Annotated in this window: 26 protein-coding genes; 14 read left to right on the top strand and 12 right to left on the bottom strand. The window is 32.9% G+C overall.

Going from position 1 to position 26460, the window contains the following annotated elements; genetic code table 11:
• Positions 1-14 precede the first annotated feature (14 nt).
• The gene (locus U5A88_RS14615) at positions 15-1238 is read right to left on the bottom strand and encodes a cytochrome-c peroxidase (RefSeq protein WP_354207659.1); all 1224 of its coding nucleotides are present in this window, start codon (positions 1236-1238) and stop codon (positions 15-17) included.
• Positions 1239-1349: 111 nt separating this feature from the next.
• On the opposite strand from U5A88_RS14615, the gene U5A88_RS14610 reads away from it, so the two are divergent.
• The gene (locus U5A88_RS14610) at positions 1350-2297 is read left to right on the top strand and encodes an SPFH domain-containing protein (RefSeq protein ID WP_354207657.1); all 948 of its coding nucleotides are present in this window, start codon (positions 1350-1352) and stop codon (positions 2295-2297) included.
• Between the two features lie 66 nt (positions 2298-2363).
• On the opposite strand, the gene tatA is transcribed toward U5A88_RS14610, so the two are convergent.
• The 3 genes from tatA to U5A88_RS14595 form a co-directional block, all read right to left on the bottom strand.
• On the bottom strand, positions 2364-2558 hold the full coding sequence (gene tatA / locus U5A88_RS14605) for a twin-arginine translocase TatA/TatE family subunit (protein WP_354207655.1): 195 nt from the start codon (positions 2556-2558) through the stop codon (positions 2364-2366).
• A 73-nt stretch (positions 2559-2631) separates the two neighbouring features.
• Positions 2632-4839: a ribonuclease R gene (gene rnr / locus U5A88_RS14600; protein ID WP_354207654.1), complete on the bottom strand. Its 2208-nt coding sequence runs from the start codon at positions 4837-4839 to the stop codon at positions 2632-2634.
• 77 nt (positions 4840-4916) lie between these two features.
• A complete protein-coding gene (locus tag U5A88_RS14595) occupies positions 4917-6218 on the bottom strand; it encodes an NHL domain-containing protein (protein WP_354207652.1) in 1302 nt (433 codons plus the stop codon).
• A 695-nt stretch (positions 6219-6913) separates the two neighbouring features.
• Between U5A88_RS14595 and rpiB the strand changes: the two genes are divergently transcribed.
• Genes rpiB through U5A88_RS14580 form a run of 3 tightly spaced genes read left to right on the top strand, consistent with a single transcriptional unit; the run spans position 6914 to position 8371 of the window.
• Positions 6914-7345 (top strand): ribose 5-phosphate isomerase B, encoded by a 432-nt coding sequence (gene rpiB, locus U5A88_RS14590; protein ID WP_354207650.1) that lies wholly within the window; start codon positions 6914-6916, stop codon positions 7343-7345.
• 1 nt (position 7346) lies between these two features.
• Positions 7347-7790 (top strand): GNAT family N-acetyltransferase, encoded by a 444-nt coding sequence (locus U5A88_RS14585; RefSeq protein WP_354207648.1) that lies wholly within the window; start codon positions 7347-7349, stop codon positions 7788-7790.
• Positions 7787-8371, top strand: coding sequence for an NUDIX domain-containing protein (locus U5A88_RS14580; RefSeq protein ID WP_354207646.1), 585 nt, complete (start codon positions 7787-7789; stop codon positions 8369-8371). The genes U5A88_RS14585 and U5A88_RS14580 overlap by 4 nt, the downstream gene beginning before the upstream one ends.
• A 13-nt stretch (positions 8372-8384) precedes the next feature.
• Here the strand turns inward: U5A88_RS14580 and U5A88_RS14575 are convergent, their stop codons facing one another.
• Positions 8385-9902, bottom strand: coding sequence for a M20/M25/M40 family metallo-hydrolase (locus U5A88_RS14575; protein WP_354207644.1), 1518 nt, complete (start codon positions 9900-9902; stop codon positions 8385-8387).
• A 106-nt stretch (positions 9903-10008) separates the two neighbouring features.
• Between U5A88_RS14575 and recA the strand changes: the two genes are divergently transcribed.
• Positions 10009-11013: a recombinase RecA gene (gene recA, locus U5A88_RS14570; RefSeq protein WP_354207642.1), complete on the top strand. Its 1005-nt coding sequence runs from the start codon at positions 10009-10011 to the stop codon at positions 11011-11013.
• A 112-nt stretch (positions 11014-11125) separates the two neighbouring features.
• Here recA and U5A88_RS14565 read toward each other — a convergent pair whose 3' ends face one another.
• Positions 11126-11869 carry a uroporphyrinogen-III synthase gene (locus U5A88_RS14565; protein ID WP_354207641.1) on the bottom strand — a complete coding sequence of 248 codons (744 nt, stop codon included), beginning with the start codon at positions 11867-11869 and terminating at the stop codon, positions 11126-11128.
• A gap of 114 nt (positions 11870-11983) precedes the next feature.
• Positions 11984-12640 (bottom strand): DUF4271 domain-containing protein, encoded by a 657-nt coding sequence (locus U5A88_RS14560; RefSeq protein ID WP_354207639.1) that lies wholly within the window; start codon positions 12638-12640, stop codon positions 11984-11986.
• Between the two features lie 76 nt (positions 12641-12716).
• Between U5A88_RS14560 and U5A88_RS14555 the strand changes: the two genes are divergently transcribed.
• From U5A88_RS14555 to U5A88_RS14545, 3 genes are read left to right on the top strand one after another with little or no spacing between them, the layout of a single operon-like run.
• On the top strand, positions 12717-13439 hold the full coding sequence (locus U5A88_RS14555; RefSeq protein WP_354207638.1) for a polyprenol monophosphomannose synthase: 723 nt from the start codon (positions 12717-12719) through the stop codon (positions 13437-13439).
• Positions 13436-14773: a dihydroorotase gene (locus U5A88_RS14550; RefSeq protein WP_354207636.1), complete on the top strand. Its 1338-nt coding sequence runs from the start codon at positions 13436-13438 to the stop codon at positions 14771-14773. Before U5A88_RS14555 ends, U5A88_RS14550 begins: the two co-directional genes overlap by 4 nt.
• Complete coding sequence (locus U5A88_RS14545; protein ID WP_354207634.1) at positions 14774-15166, top strand: DUF4296 domain-containing protein; 393 nt, start codon at positions 14774-14776, stop codon at positions 15164-15166. It begins immediately after the preceding gene.
• Positions 15167-15175: 9 nt separating this feature from the next.
• Here the strand turns inward: U5A88_RS14545 and U5A88_RS14540 are convergent, their stop codons facing one another.
• Complete coding sequence (locus tag U5A88_RS14540) at positions 15176-16189, bottom strand: NAD-dependent epimerase/dehydratase family protein (protein WP_354207632.1); 1014 nt, start codon at positions 16187-16189, stop codon at positions 15176-15178.
• Positions 16190-16401: 212 nt separating this feature from the next.
• Between U5A88_RS14540 and tyrS the strand changes: the two genes are divergently transcribed.
• A complete protein-coding gene (gene tyrS, locus U5A88_RS14535) occupies positions 16402-17697 on the top strand; it encodes a tyrosine--tRNA ligase (protein ID WP_354207630.1) in 1296 nt (431 codons plus the stop codon).
• Between the two features lie 14 nt (positions 17698-17711).
• On the opposite strand, the gene U5A88_RS14530 is transcribed toward tyrS, so the two are convergent.
• The 3 genes from U5A88_RS14530 to U5A88_RS14520 form a co-directional block, all read right to left on the bottom strand.
• The gene (locus U5A88_RS14530; protein WP_354207628.1) at positions 17712-18176 is read right to left on the bottom strand and encodes a hypothetical protein; all 465 of its coding nucleotides are present in this window, start codon (positions 18174-18176) and stop codon (positions 17712-17714) included.
• 55 nt (positions 18177-18231) lie between these two features.
• Positions 18232-18672, bottom strand: a complete 441-nt coding sequence (locus U5A88_RS14525) for a hypothetical protein (protein ID WP_354207626.1) — start codon at positions 18670-18672, stop codon at positions 18232-18234.
• A 72-nt stretch (positions 18673-18744) separates the two neighbouring features.
• Complete coding sequence (locus tag U5A88_RS14520; RefSeq protein WP_354207625.1) at positions 18745-20319, bottom strand: serine hydrolase; 1575 nt, start codon at positions 20317-20319, stop codon at positions 18745-18747.
• A gap of 262 nt (positions 20320-20581) precedes the next feature.
• Here U5A88_RS14520 and U5A88_RS14515 point away from each other — a divergent pair, with 262 nt between their 5' ends.
• Positions 20582-21232 carry a TetR/AcrR family transcriptional regulator gene (locus U5A88_RS14515; protein WP_354207623.1) on the top strand — a complete coding sequence of 217 codons (651 nt, stop codon included), beginning with the start codon at positions 20582-20584 and terminating at the stop codon, positions 21230-21232.
• 96 nt (positions 21233-21328) lie between these two features.
• Here the strand turns inward: U5A88_RS14515 and U5A88_RS14510 are convergent, their stop codons facing one another.
• Entirely contained in the window at positions 21329-22309 is a 981-nt protein-coding gene (locus U5A88_RS14510; RefSeq protein ID WP_354207621.1) for a LuxE/PaaK family acyltransferase, read from the bottom strand.
• Positions 22310-22400: 91 nt separating this feature from the next.
• Here U5A88_RS14510 and U5A88_RS14505 point away from each other — a divergent pair, with 91 nt between their 5' ends.
• The 4 genes from U5A88_RS14505 to amaB all read left to right on the top strand — a co-directional run bounded on the left by U5A88_RS14505 (position 22401) and on the right by amaB (position 26449).
• Positions 22401-22814, top strand: coding sequence for a hypothetical protein (locus U5A88_RS14505; protein ID WP_354207620.1), 414 nt, complete (start codon positions 22401-22403; stop codon positions 22812-22814).
• A gap of 14 nt (positions 22815-22828) precedes the next feature.
• On the top strand, positions 22829-23371 hold the full coding sequence (locus tag U5A88_RS14500) for an RNA polymerase sigma factor (protein ID WP_354207618.1): 543 nt from the start codon (positions 22829-22831) through the stop codon (positions 23369-23371).
• A 2-nt stretch (positions 23372-23373) separates the two neighbouring features.
• Entirely contained in the window at positions 23374-24783 is a 1410-nt protein-coding gene (locus tag U5A88_RS14495; protein WP_354207617.1) for a hypothetical protein, read from the top strand.
• A 112-nt stretch (positions 24784-24895) separates the two neighbouring features.
• On the top strand, positions 24896-26449 hold the full coding sequence (amaB, locus tag U5A88_RS14490; RefSeq protein ID WP_354207615.1) for an L-piperidine-6-carboxylate dehydrogenase: 1554 nt from the start codon (positions 24896-24898) through the stop codon (positions 26447-26449).
• The last annotated feature ends 11 nt before the right edge of the window (positions 26450-26460 follow it).

Genomic DNA, 26460 nt, shown 5'->3' with positions numbered 1-26460 from the left:
TAAATTAATATCGATTATAACTGAATATTGCCTCCAACTGCTAGACCACTTGGAACTTTCTCTGGAACTTCCTTATCAAAACTTTCATCATTTAATGTGTTTAAAAAAGAAATTATTAATGACATATCCTTAACTCTTAGATTCAGACTTTTAACAAAAGGATCATATTTTTCCTTAGGTACCAATTCATTTCTAACAACCCCATTTGAAATGTCTTCATAAAACTCTAAAACCCTTCTTAGCTCATTGAAACTGCCATTGTGCATATAAGGTGCTGTAAATCTTAAATTGCGTAACGTAGGTGTTCTAAAGGCAAATGTGTCTTTTATTCCTTTATCCGCTTCTGGTAATTTATCGTTTCTAGGAACTCCTAAAACGTGGGGTTTATAATCAGAAAACATTGGTCCGTTATGGCAATTAATACAACCAACCTTTTTAAAGAGTTCAAAACCATCTTTCTCCGATATTGATATAGCGTTGTTATCTCCTCTCATGTATTTATCAAAACGCGAATTATTAGTTACTAAAGTTCTTTCAAAAGTAGCAATGGCCTTAGCAAGATTATCTATTGTAATTGGGTTGTCTTCTTTAAAAACAGATTTAAAAAGGGTTTGATATTCTGGTATGTTTTTTAGCCTAGCTATAACCTTTTGCAAAATTTCATCTTCAGTATAGTTTTTACCCCTCATTTCTTCTAGTGCCTTAATGGGTTCTAAAGATTGATTCTCAAGGCTCTTTATTCTTTCATCCCAAAACATTGATGCTGACTTTGGGTCATACTTATTGTTCTCATCCATGCCATTAAATGCAGTATTCAAAATTGTTTGAGCATTTCTTTTAACAAAAGGGATGTCGTTTGGTTCTATAAATTTACGATTGGAACTTAAACCGTGTGCATTGGGTCCTATTGAAAGATCTAAAAACTCTGCATACCCATTACTTGGGTGATGGCAACTAGCACAAGCAACATCTTTATTACCCGATAGAATCGGGTCATAAAACAAAAGCTTACCTAAATTTGCTTTTTCTTTGGTGAATGAATTATCTTTTGGGAATAGTACCTCCAATGGCAAAGCATCTACTTTTGGAGTTCGTGTAGTTTTTAATTTTTTAGTATTTATGAGGTTGTCAGGTGAAAGTTTCTTTTTAGAAGAATTATTGCAACTTATAAATAAACCTACCACTAAAAAAAAGTAAATGTGCTTTTGGAATCTATTTATTTTAACAGTTGAATACATTTATATGTTTTAACTTATAAATATGACGATTTATATTCCCAAAAGTACGTAATATCTGGAATTATCATTAACTTTATGGTCTTAATTTCTTTTAACTAAATACTAAAAACTATGGAAGCATATATTGGGTACGTCCCCTACATTTTTATCGGATTATTAATTTTCTTTGCCTCAATATTCATTGTAAAACAACAAACCGCGGCAATTATCGAGCGTTTTGGTAAGTTTCAAAGCATAAGACATTCAGGGTTTCAACTAAAAATTCCATTTATTGATAGAATTGCCGGAAAGGTCAGTTTAAAAATTCAACAATTAGATGTTATTGTAGAAACTAAAACTTTAGATGATGTATTTGTAAAATTAAAAGTTTCTGTACAGTATGTTATTATTAGAGATAAAGTATATGAAGCTTTTTATAAATTAGAATACCCGCATGACCAGATTACTAGTTATGTTTTTGATGTAGTACGTGCCGAAGTGCCTAAAATGAAGTTAGATGACGTTTTTGTTAAAAAAGACGATATTGCTATTGCTGTTAAGACCGAGTTACAAGATGCTATGTTAGATTATGGTTTTGATATTATTAAAACCTTAGTGACAGATATTGATCCAGATGCACAAGTAAAAGAAGCCATGAACCGAATTAACGCATCTGAACGTGAAAAGGTAGCCGCACAATACGAAGGTGATGCCGCAAGGATTTTAATTGTTGAAAAAGCTAAAGCGGAAGCGGAAAGTAAGCGTTTACAGGGTCAAGGTATTGCTGACCAACGTAGAGAAATTGCACGTGGCTTGGAAGAATCTGTTGAAGTTCTTAATAAAGTAGGAATTAATTCTCAGGAAGCATCAGCCTTAATTGTAGTTACACAGCATTATGATACATTACAATCTATTGGTGAGCACGTGAATTCTAATTTAATTTTATTGCCTAATTCACCTCAAGCGGGTAGTGATATGTTGAACAATATGGTGGCGTCTTTTACCGCAAGTAACCAAATTGGTGAGGCTATGAAAAAGCAAGAAGCAGAAAAGAATAAAGGAAAGCGATTAAAAGAATAAAAACTTAACAATACAGCATAAAAAAAGACGCAAAATAGCGTCTTTTTTTATGCTTCAGATTGTAATTTAATCTGTAATTTTTTCTTTATTTTTTTCGTCCTCTTCGTCTTTACTGGCTTTTTTAAATTCTTTAATTCCGCCACCAAGACCTTTCATTAGTTCAGGTATTTTTCTGCCTCCAAAAAGCAATAGAACTATTATGGCAATAATAATAACTTCTTGTCCCCCTAACCATCCTAAAAATATTGTTGCTGCTATCATTTTTTAATAATTTATAAAACAAAGGTAACAATTAAACGCGAATTCTGAATAATTATTTGTTAAAAGGCAGTTTTTAGTCGCCATTTCCGTTAATTAAATAAAAATCCAAGTGCTTACGCTCTAAATCGGTATTTTTTACTTTTACGGTAACTTCATCTCCTAATTGATATAAGTTTTTGGTTGCTTGCCCAACTAAAGCATATTGTTTTTCATCATAGATGTAATAATCGTCTTTAATATCTCTGATGCGTACCATTCCCTCACATTTATTTGCTATGATTTCAATATAAATTCCCCATTCGGTGACACCAGATATTACACCCAAAAATTCTTCGTCTTGGTGATCTTGCATATATTTTACCTGCATGTATTTGGTAGAATCACGCTCTGCCTTGGCAGCTAACATTTCTCGTTCTGATGAATGTTCGCATTTTTTCTCATAAATTTTAGCGTCAGGCGATTTTCCACCGTCTAAATAATGTTGGAGTAATCGATGCGTCATAACATCAGGATAACGTCTAATTGGCGACGTAAAATGACTGTAATAGTCAAATGCCAATCCGTAGTGCCCAATATTATCTGTAGTATAAACAGCTTTACTCATAGCCCGAATGGTTAAGGTTTCAATCATATTAGATTCAGGTTTACCATTAACATCATTCAATAATTTATTTAAGGAATCAGAAGTAGTTTCTTTGGTCTGAGTATTTATTTTATACCCAAACTTGTTTATAATTTGCTGAAGTCCTGCTAGTTTTTCGGTGTCCGGTTCATCGTGTATTCTATAAATAAAAGTGTTTTTTGTTGGAGTTCCGTTTTTCTTTTTACCTATAAATTCAGCTACTTTTCTATTAGCTAAGAGCATAAATTCTTCAATGAGTTTATTTGCATCTTTAGATTCTTTAAAATAAACTCCAACAGGTTCTGCATTTTTATTTAAATTAAATTTTACTTCTACTCTATCAAAAGTAATTGCCCCTTGTTGCAAACGTCTTTTTCTTAATTTTTTTGCAAGTTCATCTAGTTTTAAAGTAGCATTTACTATTTCATTATCTACTGAATAGCTATTACCTGTTATAGAAATTTCTTTAGGAATTGTATCTTCACCACTTTCTATAATATGTTGTGCTTCTTCATATGCAAACCGTTGGTCGGAATAGGTAACTGTTCTACCAAACCATTGATTGATAATATGAGCCTTTTCATCCATTTCAAAAACTGCCGAAAAGGTTAATTTTTCTTCATTAGGACGTAAAGAACATACGCCATTTGACAATATTTCTGGTAACATTGGTACTACTCTATCTACTAAATAAACGGAAGTTGCCCTGCTGTAAGCTTCATCATCTAATATAGTATTAGGATGTACATAGTGGGATACATCTGCAATATGGATACCTATTTCATAATTACCGTTTTCTAATACTTTAAAAGATAAAGCATCATCAAAATCTTTAGCGTCCTTTGGGTCTATAGTAAAAGTTAAGGTTTTACGCATGTCTCTGCGTTCCGAAACATCTTTTTCATTGACCTTCGTAACCAACTTACTAGCATCATTCTCAACCTTTTCAGGAAATTGATAAGGTAAACCATATTCTAATAAAATGGAATGTATTTCTGTATCATGTTCTCCGGGCTTACCTAAAACATTTAAAATTTTACCAAATGGATTTTTAGAATTATCAGGCCAATCTGTAAGTTTTGCTAATACTTTATCTCCGTTTTCCGCACCATCAATATTATTTTTTGATATAAAAATATCAGCATACATTTTATTGTTATCAGGTACTACAAATCCAAAGTTTTTACTCATCTGTAAAACCCCAACAAACTCTGTTTTTGCACGTTCTATAATTTCGATAACTTCACCTTCGTAACGATCATTATTTCTTCTTTTATACACATAAACTTTTACGGTATCACCATCCAAACCTCTATTTAGATTTATGGTTGGAATAAAAGCATCATACTCTAAAGTATCAGAAATAAAATAAGCATTTTTATTGGAAGTAACATCTAAAATACCAATATGATAATGTTCGTTTTGTATAATTTGATATTTACCTTTAGCCGTTTCTTTTATACGTTCTTTATGCTTTAAACTTTCTAATTTTTGTATAATTTGTTGTCTTCCGTTAGCATCTGTAATATCTAATTTCGCTGCAATCTGTTTGTAATTGAAAGATTGTTTGGAATTTTTATTTAATGTTTTTAAAATTTTTGCAGATAAATCCTTCACTACATTACCCTTCTTCTTGTACTTAAATCTCTTTTTTGACATATTTATTTATTCTCGTCGAAATATAATAAAAAAGCCCCGACAGTAATCGAGGCTTTATATTATTTATTTGTTATTTTTTATTCTAATACTACTTTTTGCTCTATAGATCCTTCGGAAGTAGCTATTCTTAAAACATAAATACCTCTTGGTAGTTTAGCTACATTGAGCGTTTTATTACTTAATTGCACTTTTACTTGACCTCCGTTAGCATTAAACATAGTTACGTTATTAAGTTCAACATTGTTATTTAGCTCTATATTTATCTTATCTGTACTTGGGTTAGGATATACTTTAATACTGGTCTCTAAAGCAACATCTTCTGATTCAGTAGTTGCTAATCCAGAAATTTTTCTAATTCTGTTATTACCTCTATCAACCACAAATAACTCGCCAGCATTATTAAAAGCTAAACCTGTCGGATTAGCTAGTTGAGCATTTGTTGCTAATTCACCATCACCAGAATAACCTGCTTCACCAGTTCCTGCAACAGTACTGATTGTTCCGCTAGACATATCTATCTTTCTTATCATATTATTACCTCTGTCAACTACAAATAAGTCTCCTGCACTATCTATCGCTAAACCTAAAGGATTAGCTAATTGAGCTTTTGTTGCGTCAGTATCCTCACCTACAAATCCAGTTTCTCCAGTTCCAGCGATAGTAGTAATAATACCTGTAGATAAATTTACCTTTCTAATTCTTTCATTTCCAGTATCTGAAATAAATATATTTCCTTTACCGTCTAAAGCTAATCCTGTTGGATTAGCTAATTTAGCAGCAGTAGCTTGACCTCCATCACCTGAAAATCCTACTTCACCAGTTCCTGCAACAACTGTTACCTTACCAGTAGAAAAATCTACTTTTTTAACATTACTATCTCCATTAACAGAAACATAAAGATTTCCTTTTTTATCAAAAACAACATTAAAAGGACCACCTAAAGACTCGTTAATATTAGGAAATTCTGTTTCAGATTTTTTTCCAACTAAAGTAATAGAACTACCTGTGTCTAAATTTACTTTTCTGATACGTAAATTAGCTAAGTCAGCAACGTATAAGTTGTTGTAGTTATCAAATGTTAATCCTGTTGGAGTTTTTAATTCGCTAACTTGTTTTTTATCCGCTGTGCCAACAACAGTTGTTATTATACCAGATTCGCTATCTATTCTTCTAATACTGTTATTGTAAGTATCTGCAATATATATATTGTCAGATTTATCAAAAGTTAAATTAAATGGTAAATTTAATTTAGCCGTAGTAGCTGGGCCACCATCACCTCCAAATCCAGAAGATCCGGTACCAGCAACGGTAGTAATAGTTTGACTTTGTGCACTATACACAAAGGTTAATACTAATAAAATAATGTAATTTTTTCTCATAACATAGGGGTGTTTAAGTTTTCTTAATTCATAGTTTAGTCTGCTAATTTACAATATTTTAGATAATATAATAATAAAATCATAAAAAACGTAATGTTTACAGTAATTAGCAAGAGTAATTTAGCTTTACATTTAAAATTTAAAATTAATTGTTCTTGTTTGAATTTTTACTTATCAACATTTATATATTAAATAGTTTTTGTTTTAGAAATTTTAAAAAGAAAATGGTTAATGTTATATGTTGTTAATAGATAGAATAAAAAAAGGTATTTTTATTTTGATATTAAGTTCTTAAATAAAGATAAACAACTTTTAAGCTATTTTTAGAATAATAAATAACTTACAATCAAAATATTAATAACTACTAAACACAACTTGTTAACAAGTTTTATTAACCGTTTTTTTTAATAGAATTATTTTAATTTTAGTTGAAAACCATTATTTTATATGTTGATAAATAAGTACTAAATTCTAACAACTATTTTAGGATTGTACTATTAAAATTTCTCTTACTTTTTTTTAAAGAGAATGCAAATTATTTTTATTAGATTTAGTTGATATATCATTAACAATTGGATATCTATTTAAAGGTCTAATCCTTAAATTATTAAAAAAAACTATTAACATTTCAAAATTTTAATGTTCATAAAAGTTTATTAGTGTTAAATTTGAATTTTAAAATAAAAACCACTCTAATGAAAATAGCAATAGGAAACGATCACGCTGGCCCCGAATATAAAAAAGCAATCGTTAAATATTTAGAAAAAAAAGGACATACTGTTGTAAATTTTGGGACGGATACAAATGATAGTGTTGATTATCCTGATTTTATTCACCCGGTAGCAAAAGCAGTTGAAAATAATGAGGTTGACTTAGGTATTACTATCTGTGGAAGTGGAAATGGAGCCCAAATGGCAGCTAATAAACATCAAAATATTAGAGCGGCTTTATGTTGGAACAATGAACTTGTAGCTCTTGCAAGACAACATAATAATGCTAACGTGTTAAGTATTCCTGCTCGGTTTGTTTCGGTGTACCAAGCAATAAATTTTGTTAATGTTTTTTTAAGTACGGATTTTGAGGGTGGACGCCACCAAAATAGAGTAGAAAAAATAGCTTGTTCTTAAAATGCAATGGTTTTTAAAAACATTTAATGAATTAACTTTAGATGAGTTTCATTCTATTATAAAATTACGTATTGATGTTTTTGTAGTAGAACAAAATTGCCCTTATCCTGAATTGGATAATAAAGATCAAATATCATATCACTTTTTTTGTAAAGAAAATAATAAGGTTATTGCTTATACTAGAATTTTTAAACCTAACGATTATTATTATGAAGCAGCTTTTGGCAGAGTAGCGGTACATCAAGATTTTAGAAAACAAAAATTAGGTAAAAAATTAATAAAGAAAACCATTGAAGAGACGTACAAATTATTTGGAAAAGTTTCAATAAAAATAGGTGGACAAACCTATCTTAAAAAATTCTATGAATCTTTTGGTTTTAAACAAGTGGGAGCCGAGTATTTAGAAGATGGGATTCCGCATGTTTATATGATATTAAAAAAATGAACAATCCAAAAGTAAACATAAAAAAAATAACCAATTTATCTGATGATTGGTATAAATTGGATAAGGTAAATTTTGATTATCAATTAAAAGATGGTACTTGGGAAAATCAGAATAGAGAGAGTTATGATAGAGGTAACGGTGCGTGTATTTTATTATTTAACCCAAATTCAAAGACCATTATTTTAACCAAACAATTTAGAATGCCCAGTTATTTAAACGATAATGGAGATGGTATGTCTATTGAAGTTTGTGCAGGTTTGTTAGATGGTGATGATCCTGTTACCTGTATAAAAAAAGAAGCTGAAGAAGAAACAGGTTATCGGATAGATAAAGTAAAAAAGGTGTTTGAAATCTACTCTACTCCAGGAGCTGTCACTGAAAAGATTTATTATTTTATTGGAGAATATGATGAATCTTTTAAAATTGATGAAGGTGGTGGATTAGCCTCAGAAACTGAAGAAATTGAAGTGTTAGAATATGATTTTAATACAGCTCTACAAATGGTAAAAATAGGTGAAATTAATGATGCTAAAACCGTAATATTATTACAATATGCGGTTATTGAAAAATTATTTGATTAACCTTTACAGGAGCTTATTTAATTGGTTGATCTAAAATTACCAAACACATTTCAATTCCTTCTAAAAAATTACCTAGCCGAAAATTTTCATTCGGACTATGGATATTATTATCTGGATTAGGAATACGCACGGAAACCGCAGGTACACCTAATGTTTTTATAAATGACGCCATAGGTTGCGAACCACCAGTTGTCCTCATTTTTACAAATTTTTTTCCATACAATCGCGTCAAAGCATTACTTAAAAAGTCACCAATATTACTGTCCATTTCGGTTCTAAACGGCTTTGAACCTAACTTGTAAGTAAAACTTGCTAATTTTGGATAGGTTTGACGTTCTTTTTCTGTTGGAATGGAATCTACCAAATGATAACCGTTTTCTTGAATATAACTTTTAAGTGACTCCATGAGTTTTGTCCCGTCAGATTCTGGCACTAAACGCATATCAATTTCTACCATTACATGTTCAGGTATAATTGTTCTGACTTTACTACCTGTCCAACCGGATTGAATTCCACGGATATTCAAGGAAGGATATTGCAATGCTTCTTGATAGGTATTTCCAACCGCATCGGCTTTAGCAACGCCTATTCTTTTTTTGATGCTATCTAAATGTTCAGGTACGTTATTTATGGATTGTTTTTCCTTGTCGCTCAAATGTATCCCATCATAAAATCCAGATAAGGTAACACGTCCGTTTTCATCTTTTAATCCGCCCAATAATTTTGCGGTTTCAAAAACGGGGTTTGGGGCAAAATTTCCATATTGTCCGCTATGCAAGGCATATCTAGGTCCAAATACTTTTAATTTTGCTGTGGCAATACCTCTAGCACCAAAAGTTAATGTGGGTAAATTGCTCACATGGCGTGTTCCGTCGATTATCAGCACCATATCAGCCTTAAGAAGTTGCTCATTGTCGGTTACTGTTTTAGGTAGTGTTGGAGAACCCATTTCTTCCTGGAAATCCATAATAACTTTTACATTAAACCTTGGTTTTATCTTTTTTGAATGCAAAATTTCCAATGCGGAAATGAACGACATTGCTGGCCCTTTAGAATCTGATGCGGATCGGGCAAAAATTCGCCAATCAAAATCTATTTTATCTTTTTGCGAAGGAAAATCTATTATTTTCCATTTGTTTAGTCCAACTTTTTCTTTGAGTACTGGTTTAAACGGGTTTTCTTGATGCCAAGCTGAGGTATCTACAGGCTGGCCGTCAATTTGCAAGTAAAACAATATCGTTTTTGCCTTTTTATAGAATTTTTTTTCAGCAAATAATACAGGAACACCGTTGGTTGTTATTGTTTTTGTGGAAAAATCTAATTTTTTAAAAACAGTATTACAGTACGACAAATTTGCATGAATTTGTTCTGGAAAATGACCGTCATTGGGAATTTTTAAAAAAGATTTTAATCTGTTTAAAGCTTCGGGAAATTTATGATGAGCTGCTTTTTTTATTTCCGTTTTTGAAAGCGTTTGTCCAAAAGAAAAACACCCAAAGAGCATCAAAATTGAAAGAAACCAATTTTTCATAATTAATGAGATTGAAAATAAATTGTTAATACTAATTAAGTAAATATAAACAATTCTTTTTTGTACTTTAGCCACACTTATTTTAAAAACATTTTTAAGCACTATTATGGCAGAAGACAAAGAAAAAGCAGCAAAATTAAAATCGTTACAATTAACATTGGACAAATTGGATAAAACCTATGGTAAAGGATCTGTTATGCGTTTAGGTGATGACGTTACAGAGGATGTTGACGCTATTCCATCAGGTTCTTTAGGATTAGATATAGCTTTAGGTGTTGGAGGTTACCCAAGAGGAAGGGTAATAGAAATTTACGGACCAGAATCTTCAGGTAAAACAACCTTAACTATTCATGCAATTGCTGAAGCCCAAAAGGCTGGTGGTATTGCAGCTTTTATTGATGCAGAACACGCTTTTGATAGATATTATGCTCAAAACTTAGGAGTAGATATTGATAATTTAATTATCTCTCAACCAGATCATGGAGAGCAAGCTTTAGAAATTGCCGATAACTTAATCCGTTCAGGTGCTATAGATATTGTTGTAATTGACTCTGTTGCCGCACTTACTCCTAAAAGCGAAATTGAAGGAGAAATGGGTGACTCTAAAATGGGGTTACATGCCCGTTTAATGTCTCAAGCCCTCCGTAAACTTACTGGAACCATCAGCAAAACGAAATGTACTGTAATATTCATTAACCAATTGCGTGAAAAAATTGGAGTTATGTTTGGTAACCCTGAAACTACTACAGGTGGTAATGCTTTAAAATTTTACGCTTCCGTACGACTGGATATTAGACGTAGAACACAAATTAAAGATGGTGATAGAGTAGTAGGTAATAGCACTAAAGTAAAAGTGGTTAAAAATAAAGTTGCCCCACCTTTCCAATTGGCAGAGTTTGATATTATGTACGGAGAAGGAATATCTAAAGTTGGTGAAATACTTGATATAGGTGTTGAGTTAGGTATTGTTAAGAAAAGTGGTTCTTGGTTTAGCTATGGCGATACTAAATTAGGCCAGGGTAGAGATGCTGTAAAGTCTTTAATTAAAGACAACCCTGAGTTGGCAGAAGAACTTGAAGAAAAAATTTTAGCAGAAATAAATAAAGAATAAGGTTTCTCTTTGATATAAAACATAAAAAAAGCGTACAGATTTATTGTACGCTTTTTTTATGTGATTTATACCTCAATATTTTCCCTCTTTGGAGGAATTAAAAGGAGTTTTTTTACTTATTTACATTCTTTATATAATGCTCCAACGCCATAGTCATGGAAGGAGTTTCTTTACTTGGAGCAGTGATATCTATACGCAAACCAGCTTCTTCAGCTGCTTTAATCGTAGTGTTACCAAAAACTGCAATTCTAGTATTATTTTGTTCAAAATCTGGAAAATTACGGAACAATGATTCTATACCCGACGGGCTGAAAAACACCAATACATCGTAATACACATTTTTTAAATCGGATAAATCGCTAGTAACGGTTTTGTATAATATGGCTCTTTCCCACTTAACGTCAAGTTCGTTTAATAATTCTGGAACTATCGGCTTTAGCTTATCGGAAGAAGGTAGTAAAAACGATTCCGTTTTATGTTTTTTAATTTGTTTTAATAAATCTTGAAAAGTACGCTGTCCAACATATATTTTACGTTTTCTATATACTACATATTTTTGTAGATAGTAAGCTACAGCTTCAGACTGACAAAAATATTTCATATCATCAGGAACCGTAAAACGCATTTCTTCAGCTAATCTAAAATAGTTATTGATAGCATTTCTACTGGTAAATATAACCGCTGTAAACTTGGAAAAATCAATTTTCTGATTTCTTACATCTCTGGCTTCAACTCCTTCAACATGAATAAAAGATCTAAAATCAATTTTCACCTTTTGTTTGTCTGATAAATCAAAATAAGGAGATTGCTTTGTGCTTGGAGCGGGTTGAGAAACTAAAATAGTTTTTACTTTCATCTGGATTTTTTAGTTTTTATTGACCGTCCCGAACAATCAGGAGGGATGCCTTTAGTTTCAGTCTAAACTCAAACCTAACAAGGCGTTACATAAATACTTTGCTCTTCATGATCCTTAAACAATAAGAACTTTGGTAATTATTACTAAAGGAGCGATTTCGAGCGTGCAAAGATACAAAATAAAATAAAACGATTTTCCAAAAACTAAAGATTGATTGTTTTTTATTAATAATACATAATAATAGAGAAACAATAACACGGCTACAATAAGCAAAAAATAAGAATAAAAAGTAGAATTGAAATAGAAATTAACAGCAACCAAAGGGAGCATAATCAAACTATAGTTGCTCAAATAACTAGCCTTTAAGAACGTAAAATATTTTTGTGTTCTTTCTTTTTCAAATAAAACACCCAATAGTGTACCTAATATAATCCTTAAGCCAATGAAAAAGCAAATGATAAGAGCAATTTTAAGGAAAAAAAGAAAATCAAATGCAGCTATTTTAGGTTCAAATAAGTAAATAGCTATAAACAACAAGAAAGAAATAACGATAACATAAACAGCAAGAAAGATAATACTAAATGAGTTAAAAAGCAGAGGGTTTGCCTTTGAATAACTATTAATATAAGTATTGTTTACCAACAAGTACTTTAGTTTATAATACCTGTCACTTGACTTTAATCGGTTTAAAATCAATAAAGTAACAGCAATTAAAAGCATTATTGTAATCCAATCTTTTGATACAACAATACGTTCTGTAGCTTCTAACATTGTTTAAAATTATTAACACAAAATTAGTAATATTTTATTTTAACTTTGTTCTACCTTTGTCGATTAAAGCTTATTGATGTCAGACGCCCTAGTAATTATACCCACATATAACGAAAAAGAGAATATCGAAAACATTATAAAAGCTATATTCTCCCTTCCAAAAGAATTTGACATACTAGTAGTAGATGACAGTTCTCCCGATGCTACGGCAAAAATTGTTAAAAGCCTGCAAATTAAGTTTGTAGATAGGCTATTTTTAGAAGAAAGAAAAGACAAAACAGGTTTAGGTACGGCATATATTCATGGCTTTAAATGGGCTTTGGCAAAAAAATATGATTACATTATAGAAATGGATGCTGATTTTTCGCACAATCCTAAAGATTTGATAAGGCTTTACAGAGCATGCAATGATTATGGTGCAGATGTATCTATAGGTTCTCGTTATTCTAAAGGTGTAAATGTCGTTAATTGGCCAATGAATAGAGTGTTAATGTCCTATTTTGCCACAAAATATGTACGATTTATCACTAGAATACCCATACATGACACTACAGCCGGTTTTGTTTGTTATAAACGTAAAGTGTTGGAAACTATAAATTTGAATAAAATTAAATTTGTCGGTTACGCTTTTCAAATAGAAATGAAATTTAAGGCTTGGAAGCACGGATTTAATATTAAAGAAGTTTCGGTAATTTTTACAGATAGGGCATTAGGTAAATCTAAAATGGACAGCTCTATAATTGGCGAAGCTATTTTTGGCGTAATTAAAATGAAATTAAAAGGACTACCAAAACGATGAAAAAAACGCTTATAAAGAACGTTAAGATTATAAATGAGGGCGAAATTACCGTTGGTGATATTTTGATTGAAAATCAATTGATTGCTAAAATTGGCTCAATAGACAATGCTACGGCAGATACTCAAATAATAGATGGACTAGGCAAGTATGTTATGCCCGGTGTAATTGACGATCAAGTACATTTTAGAGAACCAGGTTTGACACATAAAGCCAACATTGCTACGGAAAGTAAAGCAGCTGTGGCTGGAGGTATTACTTCTTTTATTGAAATGCCCAATACCGTACCACAAGCAACAACACAAGCCTTATTACAAGATAAATTTGACATTGCTGCTAAAACATCTTATGCCAATTATTCTTTTATGTTTGGTGGCACCAACGACAATTTAGAAGAATTGTTAAAAACAGACCCTAATAAAGTTGCCGCTATTAAACTTTTTTTAGGCTCATCAACAGGTAATATGTTGGTTGATGACGAAAAAGTACTGGAAAAAATATTTTCATCGACCAAAATGCTGATTGCCGTACATTGTGAAGATGAAACCACTATCCAAGACAATTTAGCAAGTGCAAAAACCATGTATGGAGACAATATCCCAATGGACTTCCATCCGAAAATACGTAGTGAAGAGGCCTGTTATATTTCTTCTTCAAAAGCAGTGGCTTTAGCCCAAAAAACGGGAGCGAGATTGCATGTTTTTCATCTTTCAACAGCTCGTGAAACCGTTTTATTCAGAAACGATATTCCCTTAGAGGAAAAGAAAATTACCGCTGAGGTTTGTGTGCATCACCTCTGGTTTGACGATTCATATTACAAAACAAAAGGCACTTTTATTAAATGGAATCCTGCTATTAAAACCAAAGAAGATAAAAAAGGGCTTTGGAAAGCATTATTAACTGATAAAATTGATGTAATTGCTACGGACCACGCTCCGCATACGCTTGAAGAAAAAGCTCAAGTTTACACTAAAGCCCCAAGTGGAGGGCCATTAGTACAACATGGGTTATTGGCCATGCTGGAATCCACTCGTCATGGTATATTATCCTTAGAAAAAATGGTCGAAAAAATGTGCCATAATCCAGCTATTTTATTCCAAATTGAAAAAAGAGGATTTATTAGGAAAGGGTATTATGCTGATTTGGTTTTGGTTGATTTAGAATCACCCCAAACTATCACAAAAGAAGGAATTTTGTATAAATGTGGTTGGTCTCCATTTGAAGGCACAACCTTTAATTCAGAAGTTACGCATACTTTTGTTAACGGCAACTTAGTGTATAACCAAGGTGAATTTGATGATGATAATAGAGGGATGCAATTAACATTTACAAGATAAATGAAACAGTTACTATACATATTGTTGACGTTAACTTTTTTAGTATCCTGCACTAGTAAGACCATCTATAAGAAACCCCACAACCTGATTGAAAAAGAAAGGATGATCGACATTTGGACCGATATTTATATTGCCAGAGGAGCAAAGTCGGTTAAAACTAAAGAGTTGAGAAAAAATATCAATTATCTGCCTTTGGTTTTTAAAAAACACAAAATTGATAGTGCTCAATTTAGCGAAAGTAACTTCTATTACACTTCAAAAATTGACGATTATCAAAAAATGTTCGAAGAGATTAATAGAAGATTAGAAGAAAAAAAGAAAATTTACCAACCCAACTCTGAAATAGATTCAATTATTCAAGATGGAATATTAGAGCACAGGTTGGAAGAATAAATCTAAACTTTAAACCTTAGTATTTTTTAAATAATTTTCACATATATTTTTAATCGTTTTTTCCAAAGGAACGAACTCGTAGTTAAGAGCTTTTTTTATCTTTTTATTGGAATAATAATAACTATTATGTGATGATTGTGCCGACTGCTTGGTAATCATCGGTGTTTTTCCAGAGAATTTACTCAGCAACCAATTTACACGCCAACCCATACCGCTAATTAATTTGGTAACTTTAATTGACGGTCTTTTTTTACCGAAAGCATCGGCAATAGCGAAAAAAACAGTTTTAAAAGATTCATTTTCGCTGACCAAAAGATATCGCTCGTTTTTAATGGTACTATTCATCAACTCAATCATTATGGTTGCTACGTCCATAACATCCACAAAACCAGTTATACCTTCTGTATAAAACGGAAATCCGTTATAGGTTTTATCAAATAGTTTACCAGAACCATTTTCCCAAAACCCTGACCCTAAAATTACACCAGGATTAACGATAACAACATCAATATTCTCTTGTCCAGCACGCCAAACCTCAAGTTCTGCACCGTATTTGGTAATGGCGTAACCATAATTATTGTCCGCTACGTTCCATTCGTTATCTTCGTTAATATTTTTGCCAGTAAGCGGTTTTCCAACAGCTGCAACCGAACTTACAAAACACAATTTTTCAATTTGATTTTCAATACATAAATTCACAATATTGGCAGTACCCTCAATATTGATTTTTCGCATTTTTTTGTAATCTGAACTACTAAAAGAAATCAGAGCCGCACTATGATACACTTTAGTGATGCCTTTAAAGGCATCACTCAGGGCGGGAATATCGTTAATATCTGCCGTTACCCAATTAATGTATTCGAAAAGCCGCTCAAAATCAGAAGAATAATAGGAAAACACCTTTTTTACGGCCTCTAAATCACTATTTTTTCTGCGGATTGCCACAACTTTCTTGCCTTTTTGAGCCAATTGGTACAACAAATGCGAACCAACCAATCCCGTACCGCCCGTAACTAAAACCATGCGTCTAAATTAGTTAATAATATGTATATAATCTCTCTTTTGAGTAAAAAGCAAAGCTCCTCCCTTCTTTTCAAGGAGAGGTAACCAAACGCCTTTTTATGTTTAATACACTCATCAAAGGTGGAGAGGTTTAACTATCAATTGACTAAATTTTACTTATTTACTTTACCCTTTTTACGATTAAACATATCTTTGCCAAAATTTTACTACTTATGACCAATAATTTTGTTGAGGAATTACGATGGAGAGGTTTATTACACGATGCCATGCCTGGTACGGAAGAACAGTTGAACAAGGAAACGACTACAGCTTATATTGGGTTCGACCCTACGGCGGACTCTTTACATATCGGCGGATTAGTGCCTGTAATTATTTTAAAACATTTTCAATTATTTGATCATAAACCCATTGCCTTAGTTGGCGGTGCTACGGGAATGATAGGTGACCCTTCGGGAAAGTCGAATGAGCGGAATTTGTTAGATGAAGCTACATTAACCAAAAATATAAACGGAATCAAAACCCAATTGGCAAAGTTTTTAGACTTTTCTTCAGGTGCAGACAATGCAGCAGAATTGGTTAATAATTACGATTGGATGAAACAGTTATCCTTTTTAGATTTTGCCAGAGATATTGGTAAACACATTACCGTAAATTATATGATGGCTAAAGATTCCGTCAAAAACAGATTGAACCCCGAAGCTAAAGAAGGTATGAGCTTTACGGAATTTACTTATCAATTGATACAAGGCTATGACTTTTTGCATTTATACAAAGAAAAGAACTGTTTGCTGCAAATGGGCGGTTCGGACCAATGGGGAAATATTACCACAGGTACGGAACTGATACGCCGTAAGGTACAAGGTAAGGCCTATGCGATTACGTGTACGCTGATAACCAAGGCCGATGGGACAAAATTCGGAAAATCAGAAGGCGGAAATGTTTGGCTGGATGCGGAACGAACTTCGCCCTATAAATTTTACCAATATTGGTTAAATACTTCTGATGAAGATGCTGAAAAGTATATTAAAATATTTACTTTTTTAGACAAAACAACTATTGAAAGTTTAATAAAAAAACATAAAGAACAACCAGATATGCGTTTGTTACAAAAAACCATTGCTAAGGAAGTAACCACTATGGTGCATTCCGAAGAAGCATTGGAAAATGCCATAAAAGCATCGAATATCCTTTTTGGAAAATCTACTTCGGCAGATTTAAAAAGTTTGAATGAAAAAACCTTTTTAGATGTATTTGAAGGCGTACCACAAGCTGAAATTGCCAAAACCGACCTTGAAAATGGTATTGATATTGTTTCAGCATTGAATGAAAAATCAGGTTTTTTAAAATCGAACAGTGAGGCAAGACGGGCGTTAAAAGAAAACTCTATTTCTATCAATAAAGAAAAGGTTTCCGATGATTATATGCTCTCTTTAAGTGATTTAATTGCAGATAAGTTTGTGTTATTGCAGCGAGGGAAGAAGAATTACTTTTTGTTGAGGGTGGTGTAGATATTGGGTAAATTTTAAAACCATTTTCCAATATTCATTGGTTTTTTCAGCATTTCTTTAACGTTCTTTAACGATTCTCCGTCACCAAACTTCCTTTTATAATTAGTATTATTCTTAAATAATGCTGCCATTCTTTCTTTCTTCTTTAAGTCAATCTCATGCTTTTCTTTCCAATATTTTCTTTTATCGAAAAGAGCTGATTTCAAATCGGAAGGCAGGTATTTATTTTCGTATTGTTTAATAATATCTTTTGATATTTTTTCAATTTTATCATCTAAGAGTATTAGAAGTAATTTCCATTGATTTTTAATACTCAGATGATGTATGTTTTGGGTAAGTTGAATTCTATTTTTGTAATGCCCTTTTTTAGCAATGACTTCTAGCGTTTTAATTTTACCTTTTATAATTAAATGTTTAATAATAAACCAAGGAAGTTTAAAATAAAAAATAAAGTATAATAATTTAAGTAGATTTTGCATAGGCACTAACCAATGTAAGAAAGTTAATCATTTAAGCGAAAAACCTTCAAACAAATTATTCCACTTGTTTATACTCTAACTTTGGCCAGTCACAAGCACCCGCAGTATTAATTAGGTTGATATCCGATTTTAACCAAAGGCTTTCCGTTTGATTTGAATAGCAATTGACGATTAAGTTGGTATCCACTTCATGAACCAATTCAAGAAACTTTTCACCGTTGTGTTCAACAATAGAGAAAGTCCCGGGAACATTAAAAGATTCTTTACCTTGTTCTCTATGCTTAGTGAACGTACCATCATCGTTTAGGATGTAATTTTCCTGCCATTCCATATTTTCTCCAGTAGTCTCAATATTAGTCCAACTCCCTGTTATTTTGACAAGCTTCCATTTTTGAGGATATTTGTCCGCATCAAAAACTTTATCATCTTCTGGTTCATCTGTTGAACAAGATAGTATTGTGCAAGTTGCTAATACAAAGAATATAAATTTTTTCATAACTTTTGTTTATTTAACTAGATATAAATATACCTATTATTTTACCAAAAAACAAACTCAATACCCATCAACTCACTCTTCAACCCTCTTCAAATCCAAATCGTGAAAGTCATAACTAAAATCTATATTTGGTGAAATACCTTTCATTTTTATTCGTACGGCCTTTCCGTTTTTATTTAAGGTAAACATCGCGAAAACATCAATGGATGGGTCTAGGTCATTCCATTTAATGGCAAAAGTATTTTCTTTGTAGAAAGACATTTTTCCGGTTAGTTTAGGTGATCGTAACGCCGTAAACCAAAGTTCTTGGTCTTTCTCGTAAATTTTCACCTTGCCAAACCAATTATCTTGGTACGTACCTATAAAATCGGAATTATTAATATGATCTGAATTTGCTTTAGCTACGGTTTTCCAAACGGCTTCGGTAGCGGAATTGCTTTCGGTAGTGGTTTTTTGTAGTCTTTTTTCCGCATCCAATATCCAGTCTTTTTTTTCAACGCCTAAATACCCATCCATAATCGTATTGGGTATTGTCCAAAAACTACGCCCTCCGGGATCGGTATTGGTAAGCGTAACAATGCCCACGTTCAATTCGGGAATAAGGATGGTTCTGGAAAGCATTCCGGGCAAACTACCTGTATGTTCAACGGTAACATACCCGGCTTTGTCGCTCAATCGCCAACCCAATCCGTAGGCGGTAAAATGGGTTTTGTACGGTGGTTCCGGAACCACATTAAAGCTAATATTGGTATGTGGTTTCCAGAGTTCGGCGTGGTTTTCTTTGGAAATTAGCTGTGTTTTACCGTCCGTACCGTATGTTCCTCGGTTCAAGTGCATGATTAACCATTTACTTAAATCGTTAACACTTGCATAGATACCACCAGCGGCTCCTAAAGATTCGTCATTTTTTATATAATGTTCAAGCCGTTTGAGTTTTCCATTTTCTACCGCATGCGGAAAAGCCACATTGTTGTTGTTCTTTAGCCGTTGATATACACCCACCGAGTTTTCCATGCCCAATGGTCTCATAATTCTGGTTTCTACAAATTCTGCCCAAGGTATTCCACTTGCCCTAGCCACAACTTCCCCTGCAACAATATATAGCAAATTATCGTAGTCGTATTTGGTTCTAAATGCAGAAACGGGCTTTTGATATTGAAAGCTGTTGAGCACGTCTTTTACGGTAAAATCGGATCCATCGGGAAAAAACATTAAATCGCCCGCACCCAGGCCAAGACCGCTTCGGTGCGTTAGTAAATCCTGAATATTGAAGTTTTCCGTGACATAAGGATCGTACATTTTAAATTCGGGAATATAATCCACCACCTTATCTAACCAATTGAGCTTTCCCTCATCGACCAACATGGCCAATGCGGCCGTTGTAAACGCTTTTGAGTTGGATGCAATGGCAAATAAGGTATTCTCGTTCACTTTTTGCTTATCGTTGGCAGAAGTAACCCCATAACCTTTCATATGAACTATTTTATTGTCTTTTATAACAGCTACGGCAATTCCAGCATTTGGCATTACTGACATTGCTTTGTTGACAATTGAGTCTATTTGTGTTGAAGTATAGGCTTGGCTAAATAGCGGTTGATAGACAGCTAAATAAGTAATTATGACGATAAGGAAGTATCGGTTTTTCATGATGGTAGATTTATTATCAAATATAAGGCGAAATTATCCGAAAACCCATTAAAGTTCACACGAAAAAGTCCTGACTAAAACATGCCAATTGGTTTTTAAAAGTTCTAAAACACCAATATTTACAGGCTTTTATCTGTAAAGAGTGAGACAAAACAAACTATTTAGGATTTATCATCATTAAGAACACTATTCTCTATTAAGGTAGGAGTTTTTAACCCAAAATTGTTTTATAGACGTAATAAGAATTTAAAATAAGTGGAAAATGACACAAGAAATAAAACGTAAGTTAACCAGACAGAAGTTAATTGACAAAGGATACGAATTAATCAATACCTATGGCTATCATTCTATTAGTATCGATAATATTATTAAAGAAGTTGACCTGACCAAAGGTGCTTTTTATTATCATTTTGAAAATAAACATCATTTTGTGGAGGCTATTATTCAAGAACGTATTAGTAAAGAAATTCATAGTGATTTTATAGAACCTTTATCTGAAAGAGGAAACCCAATATTTGTATTGGGCGATTTATTGCAGGACAAATTGATAAACGATAAGTCTTTAGAACGAAACTTAGGTAGTCCGTTAATTAACTTTGTAGTTGATTTAAGCCACGAGGCAAACGATTACGACCTACAATTGCAGTTAAAAGATATTATGAACGAATGGAAAGTGGCTTTAATTAATTTTTTATACCGTGGTATAGATGATGGTTATTTAAACAGACATATTAACACCGAACCTGCAGCCGAATTTATAATTCATTCGTTAGAGGGCGTAAGAACTATGAAAAAAATTACGAATGATAAAAGTATTTTTTACAATTATATTGAGCAGTTTAAAAACTATTTAGACACTTTAAAAGTTGCTGATGAGGATAGTGGTGTAAAACGTTATCAGTTGGTGGGTTAAGCTCCTCCTAGCCTCCTCGAAGAAGATGAAATTATAACGCAGAAAACTAAATCCCCACTATTTTCAACTAATTAGGTCCCTTCCTTTTTGGAAGGGTTAGGGACGGGCAAGCAGATTACACCCCCTAATGTCCGAATGGTCAAAACGCCCCAAAACCTCAAAACTACCGTCTTTAAATGTTTTCCCTAAATCTTGGGTAGCTATAAACGAACAAGAATTGATATTGGCTAAGTCTATTATGTTGATTCCGCCCGTTTTTTCATTAGATAGAACCCGTAACGGGTCTTCGGTATCTCTAATCAAAACCTTCATCCAAGGAGGTGCTTTAAAAATCCCATTTCCTTTTGAATAAGCCTGACTTAACAATTCCGTCATTCCATATTCAGAGTGGATTTGGTTAACACCAAACCCTTTTTTTAGAATTTTGTGCAGTTCGCTCCTAATCAATTCTTTACGACGACCTTTCATGCCACCTGTTTCCATGATAATCGTATTTTTCAGGCTGAAAGTATAGCTTTCGACTAAATCCAATAAGGCAAAAGAAACACCGATAAGCAATACTTTTTCGCCCTCTTTGTCTAAGGAGGTTAACTTTTCTTTTAGATCAGATAAATTGTTTAGGTAAAATCCACTTTCAGGTTTTTTCGAGCGGATTATCAAATCATTGACCATGTAAATCAATGAAGAACCATCGCGTTCCAAATAGGAGGGAAGTAGTGCCAACACGGTATAACCCTCAATAGAGCCATAAAAATGTTCGAAGGACTTGCGGTAGCTTTTTTCGTACACTGAAATATCCGTTACATAATGTTTACTTGTTGTTGCTCCAGTTGTCCCGGAACTGGTAAAAACCTGTTGAACCGCATCCGTTGTGGAAACTATGGTATGCAATTTAAAAAACTGAATAGGCAAAAACGGAATTTCCTCAATATTGTTAATATCACTAGGGTAAACATTTAACAGCGAACAAAAAGAACGATATACTTTATTATTTTTAAACTGATAGTTAAAAATTTGTAGTGCCATTTCGTTAAAATGGGCTTCTGCTTTTATAGAATAAAGATTATTTTTAAACATTGCAACTGTAATTACAACAAAAGTAAATTATATATACGCAACCCCAATACCTTTTTGGTATCTAAATAATACTTAAATAAAAAAAAGAAATATGATTAAAAAAATTTTAGTAGCTTTTTTTGTTACTGTTACATTTGTTTCATGTAGTTTAGGCGATGATAATGATACTAACTTGGTGCTCAAAACATTACCAGTAAGAGACTATGTTGTGCCAGCGGAGTTTGAATTTGGTTTGTCATATACCATAAAAGTTGAATATGATCTGCCGGACGGATGTCATGCTTTTTATGATTTATATTATAAACAAGAAGATGCTTCTCGAATTGTTGCTATTACCGCATTGGTAGATACACAAGCAGCATGTACGGAAGCTATTATACCAAAGGAACATGAATTTGTTGTAAACGTAGCACAAACAAGAGATTATACTTTCAGGTTTTGGAAAGGAGAAGATAATAACGGTAATGATATTTTTGAAGATGTTATTGTACCGGTAAATAATTAACACACTATAAACCTATGAGTTTAAAAGAGCTCATAAACAGCTGTAAGCAAAATGATATAAAAGCCCAATCTCAAATTTACCAGCTCTATGCTGGTAAATTGTTTGGGCTATGCCTAAAATATTCAAAAAATTACGAAGAAGCTCAAGACAATCTACACAATGGTTTTATAACCATTTTTGATAAAATTGGGCAATATGAGTATAAGGGTTCTTTTGAAGGGTGGTTAAAAAGAATAATTGTAAATACAGCATTACAAACATATAGAAAAAAAAATGTTTTAAGCTTGGTAAATGAAGAAATACCAGATGTTGAAGTTGAAGTAGAAATAAATGACGAAGACATTAAACTTGATTTTTTACTCAAATTGATACAAGAGTTACCCGAGCGATATCAACTAGTTTTTAATTTATACGTATTGGATGGTTATCCGCATAAAGAAATTGCCAAAATGTTGAATATTTCTGAGGGCACATCAAAATCGAACTTATCTAGGGCTAGGGTAATTTTAAGAAATAAGATAGAGGCCAATCAACTAACAAAAAACGAAGCACTTTAACAATGAGTGATAATAAAAATATTGACAGATTATTTCAAGAAAAATTCAAGGATTATGAAGTTTTTCCTGAACCTCATGTCTGGAAGGGCATTGAGAACGAACTTACGAAAAAGAAGAAGAGGAGAATTATACCGCTGTGGTTGCGTTTAGCTGGTGCAGCGGCAATTCTGTTGCTGTTAATTCCCGTAGGATATCAGTTTTATAATAATACAGATACGAAACCTAAAGTTCCAGATACAAATATCATTACTGACACAGATAAAAATGACAATTTGTTAAAAGAGAACGATTTTAACAGTACTGATAAAATCAATCCAGAAGAAGAGACAAGTATTGATAACTTGAAGCAATCTCGAAAGCTTTCGGGGCAGACTGAGGATGAGGACAGGTTAATTACCACAACTCAAAAAGCTGAACAAGCAAATACGGCCGATAAAGAAGGTAAAACGGTTAAAGAAGATATAACGACCAACAAAATTGCTAATAGCAATGATGGAGTAGTAGCATCTCAGGAGAAAAAAGCTGAAGAACTAAAAAGTAAAACTACCAATCAACTTAAAGTTCTTGAACAACAAGAGGATATCCAAGATACTAAAGTTGCAATTCTGGAAAATAAGGAAAATGATGTAGAAAAAGGTGAAAAAACCGACCTTCTAGAAGAAATAGATAAGCAAAATACATTAGAAACTATAGCTGATGTAAATGATAAAAAGTGGTCCATAGGATCTACAATTGGTCCCGTGTATTTAAATTCCTCAAGCAAAGGCTCACCAATTGACCCTTCTTTAGCTAATAATACTAAAACCAGTAATAATTCAATTTCTTATGGATTAAAAGTAAATTATAAAATTTCTGACAGATTTAGCTTGCAATCGGGTATTCAGAATGTTGATTTAGGTTATTCTACTCAAAATGTTTCAGTAATAGCTTCTTCCTCGTTGTTAGATCAGTCTAAAACAAATATTAATTCTGATGTTGGTGCCACTTTAGAAGCTTCATCTACAGAATTCCAACATTCAGAAACATTTAGTCAGAGATCTCCATTTGATAGTAATGGAAGCTTAGATCAATCTTATAGCTATGTTGAAGTACCCTTGGAGGCAAAATATGCTATAGTACAGAAAAAATTGGGCGTAAACGTTGTAGGCGGCTTTAGTACATATTTTTTATATGATAACGATGTCTCTATTACCTCATTTGGCAAAAAAAGTTCATTGGGAGAAGCTTCTAATCTTAACGATTTAAATTTTAGTGGAAACTTAGGGCTAGATGTAAATTATAATCTGACTCCCAATTTATATATAAACGCATCACCTATGCTTAAATATCAATTGAATACATTTTCTGAAAACTCAGGAGGGTTTAAACCTTATTTCTTTGGTGTTTATGGCGGTTTAAATTTTAGGTTTTAGTTGGTTAATTATATTTGGTTGGTTGCCAAATATAGCTAGAAAGCCACGCATTATGCGTGGCTTTTTTGTTATTTATATTTCGTAAATTTGCCTTCAAATAAATGAAAACAAGATGATAGCAACAGCAAAAGATTTTGGTATAAAAAAAGCCTTAGAACAGTTAGGTGTAAATGATATAAATGACGGGACTTCAACTGGTAGTAATAACTTTTCAGGAGGAGGTTATATTGAATCACATTCGCCAGTTGATGGCCAATTAATCGGTAAAGTAAAAACAACAACTGCAGATGACTATGAAAAAGTGATGGAAGCAGCAACTTCAGCCTTTAAAACTTGGCGAATAATGCCAGCTCCGCAACGTGGTGAGATTGTTAGACAGTTTGGTGAAAAGCTGCGAGAGAAAAAAGAAGCTTTAGGCAAATTGGTTTCTTATGAAATGGGTAAAAGTTATCAAGAAGGATTAGGTGAAGTACAAGAAATGATAGATATATGCGATTTTGCAGTAGGCTTATCACGTCAATTACATGGTTTTACCATGCACAGTGAGCGTCCTGGACATAGAATGTACGAGCAGTATCATCCATTAGGTGTTGTAGGCATTATTTCTGCATTTAACTTTCCCGTGGCAGTTTGGGCTTGGAACACAGCTTTGGCATGGATTTGTGGTGATGTTTGTGTTTGGAAACCTTCTGAAAAAGCTCCTTTGTGCGGAATTGCATGTCAAAATATTGCAGCTGAGGTTTTTAAAGCCAATGATTTACCTGAAGGTATCTCTAACCTAATTAACGGCGATTATAAAGTTGGCGAATTTATAACCAAAGATAAGCGTGTTCCGTTAATTTCAGCAACAGGTTCTACCAGAATGGGAAAAATTGTAGCTCAAGAAGTAGCAGGACGATTAGGAAGGTCTTTATTGGAACTGGGTGGTAATAATGCAATCATTATTACACCAGATGCAGATATTAAAATGACGGTTATCGGTGCGGTATTTGGTGCTGTGGGTACCTGTGGACAACGTTGTACATCCACAAGACGCCTTATTATCCATGAAAGTGTGTACGATAAGGTAAAAAATGCTATTGTAGATGCTTACAAGCAGATTCGAATTGGTAATCCGTTAGATGAAAGCAATCATGTAGGGCCATTAATTGATAAAGACGCAGTTAAAATGTATCAACAAGCTCTTGAAAGGGTTGTTGATGAAGGTGGAAATATTGTAGTTGAAGGTGGTGTACTATCAGGTGAAGGTTATGAAAGCGGTTGTTATGTAAAACCTGCCATTGCGGAAGCTGAACCTCAATTTGAAATTGTACAGCATGAAACATTTGCACCAGTTTTATATTTATTAAAATATTCAGGAGGTATTGAAAATGCCATAGATATTCAAAATGAAGTAGCTCAGGGCTTGTCTTCCGCAATAATGACCAATAATTTGCGTGAAGCAGAACGGTTTTTATCTCATGCGGGTTCTGATTGTGGTATTGCCAATGTAAATATCGGAACTTCCGGTGCGGAAATAGGCGGTGCTTTTGGGGGTGAAAAAGAAACTGGTGGCGGACGCGAATCAGGTTCTGATGCTTGGAAAATCTATATGAGGCGTCAAACCAATACCATTAACTATACTGAAGATTTACCATTGGCTCAGGGAATAAAATTTGATTTGTAATATAAAAATAA

The sequence above is a fragment of the Aureibaculum sp. 2308TA14-22 genome (assembly GCF_040538665.1).
Classification (GTDB): Bacteria; Bacteroidota; Bacteroidia; order Flavobacteriales; family Flavobacteriaceae; genus Aureibaculum.
This window is presented reverse-complemented; position numbering and strand designations above follow the sequence as displayed.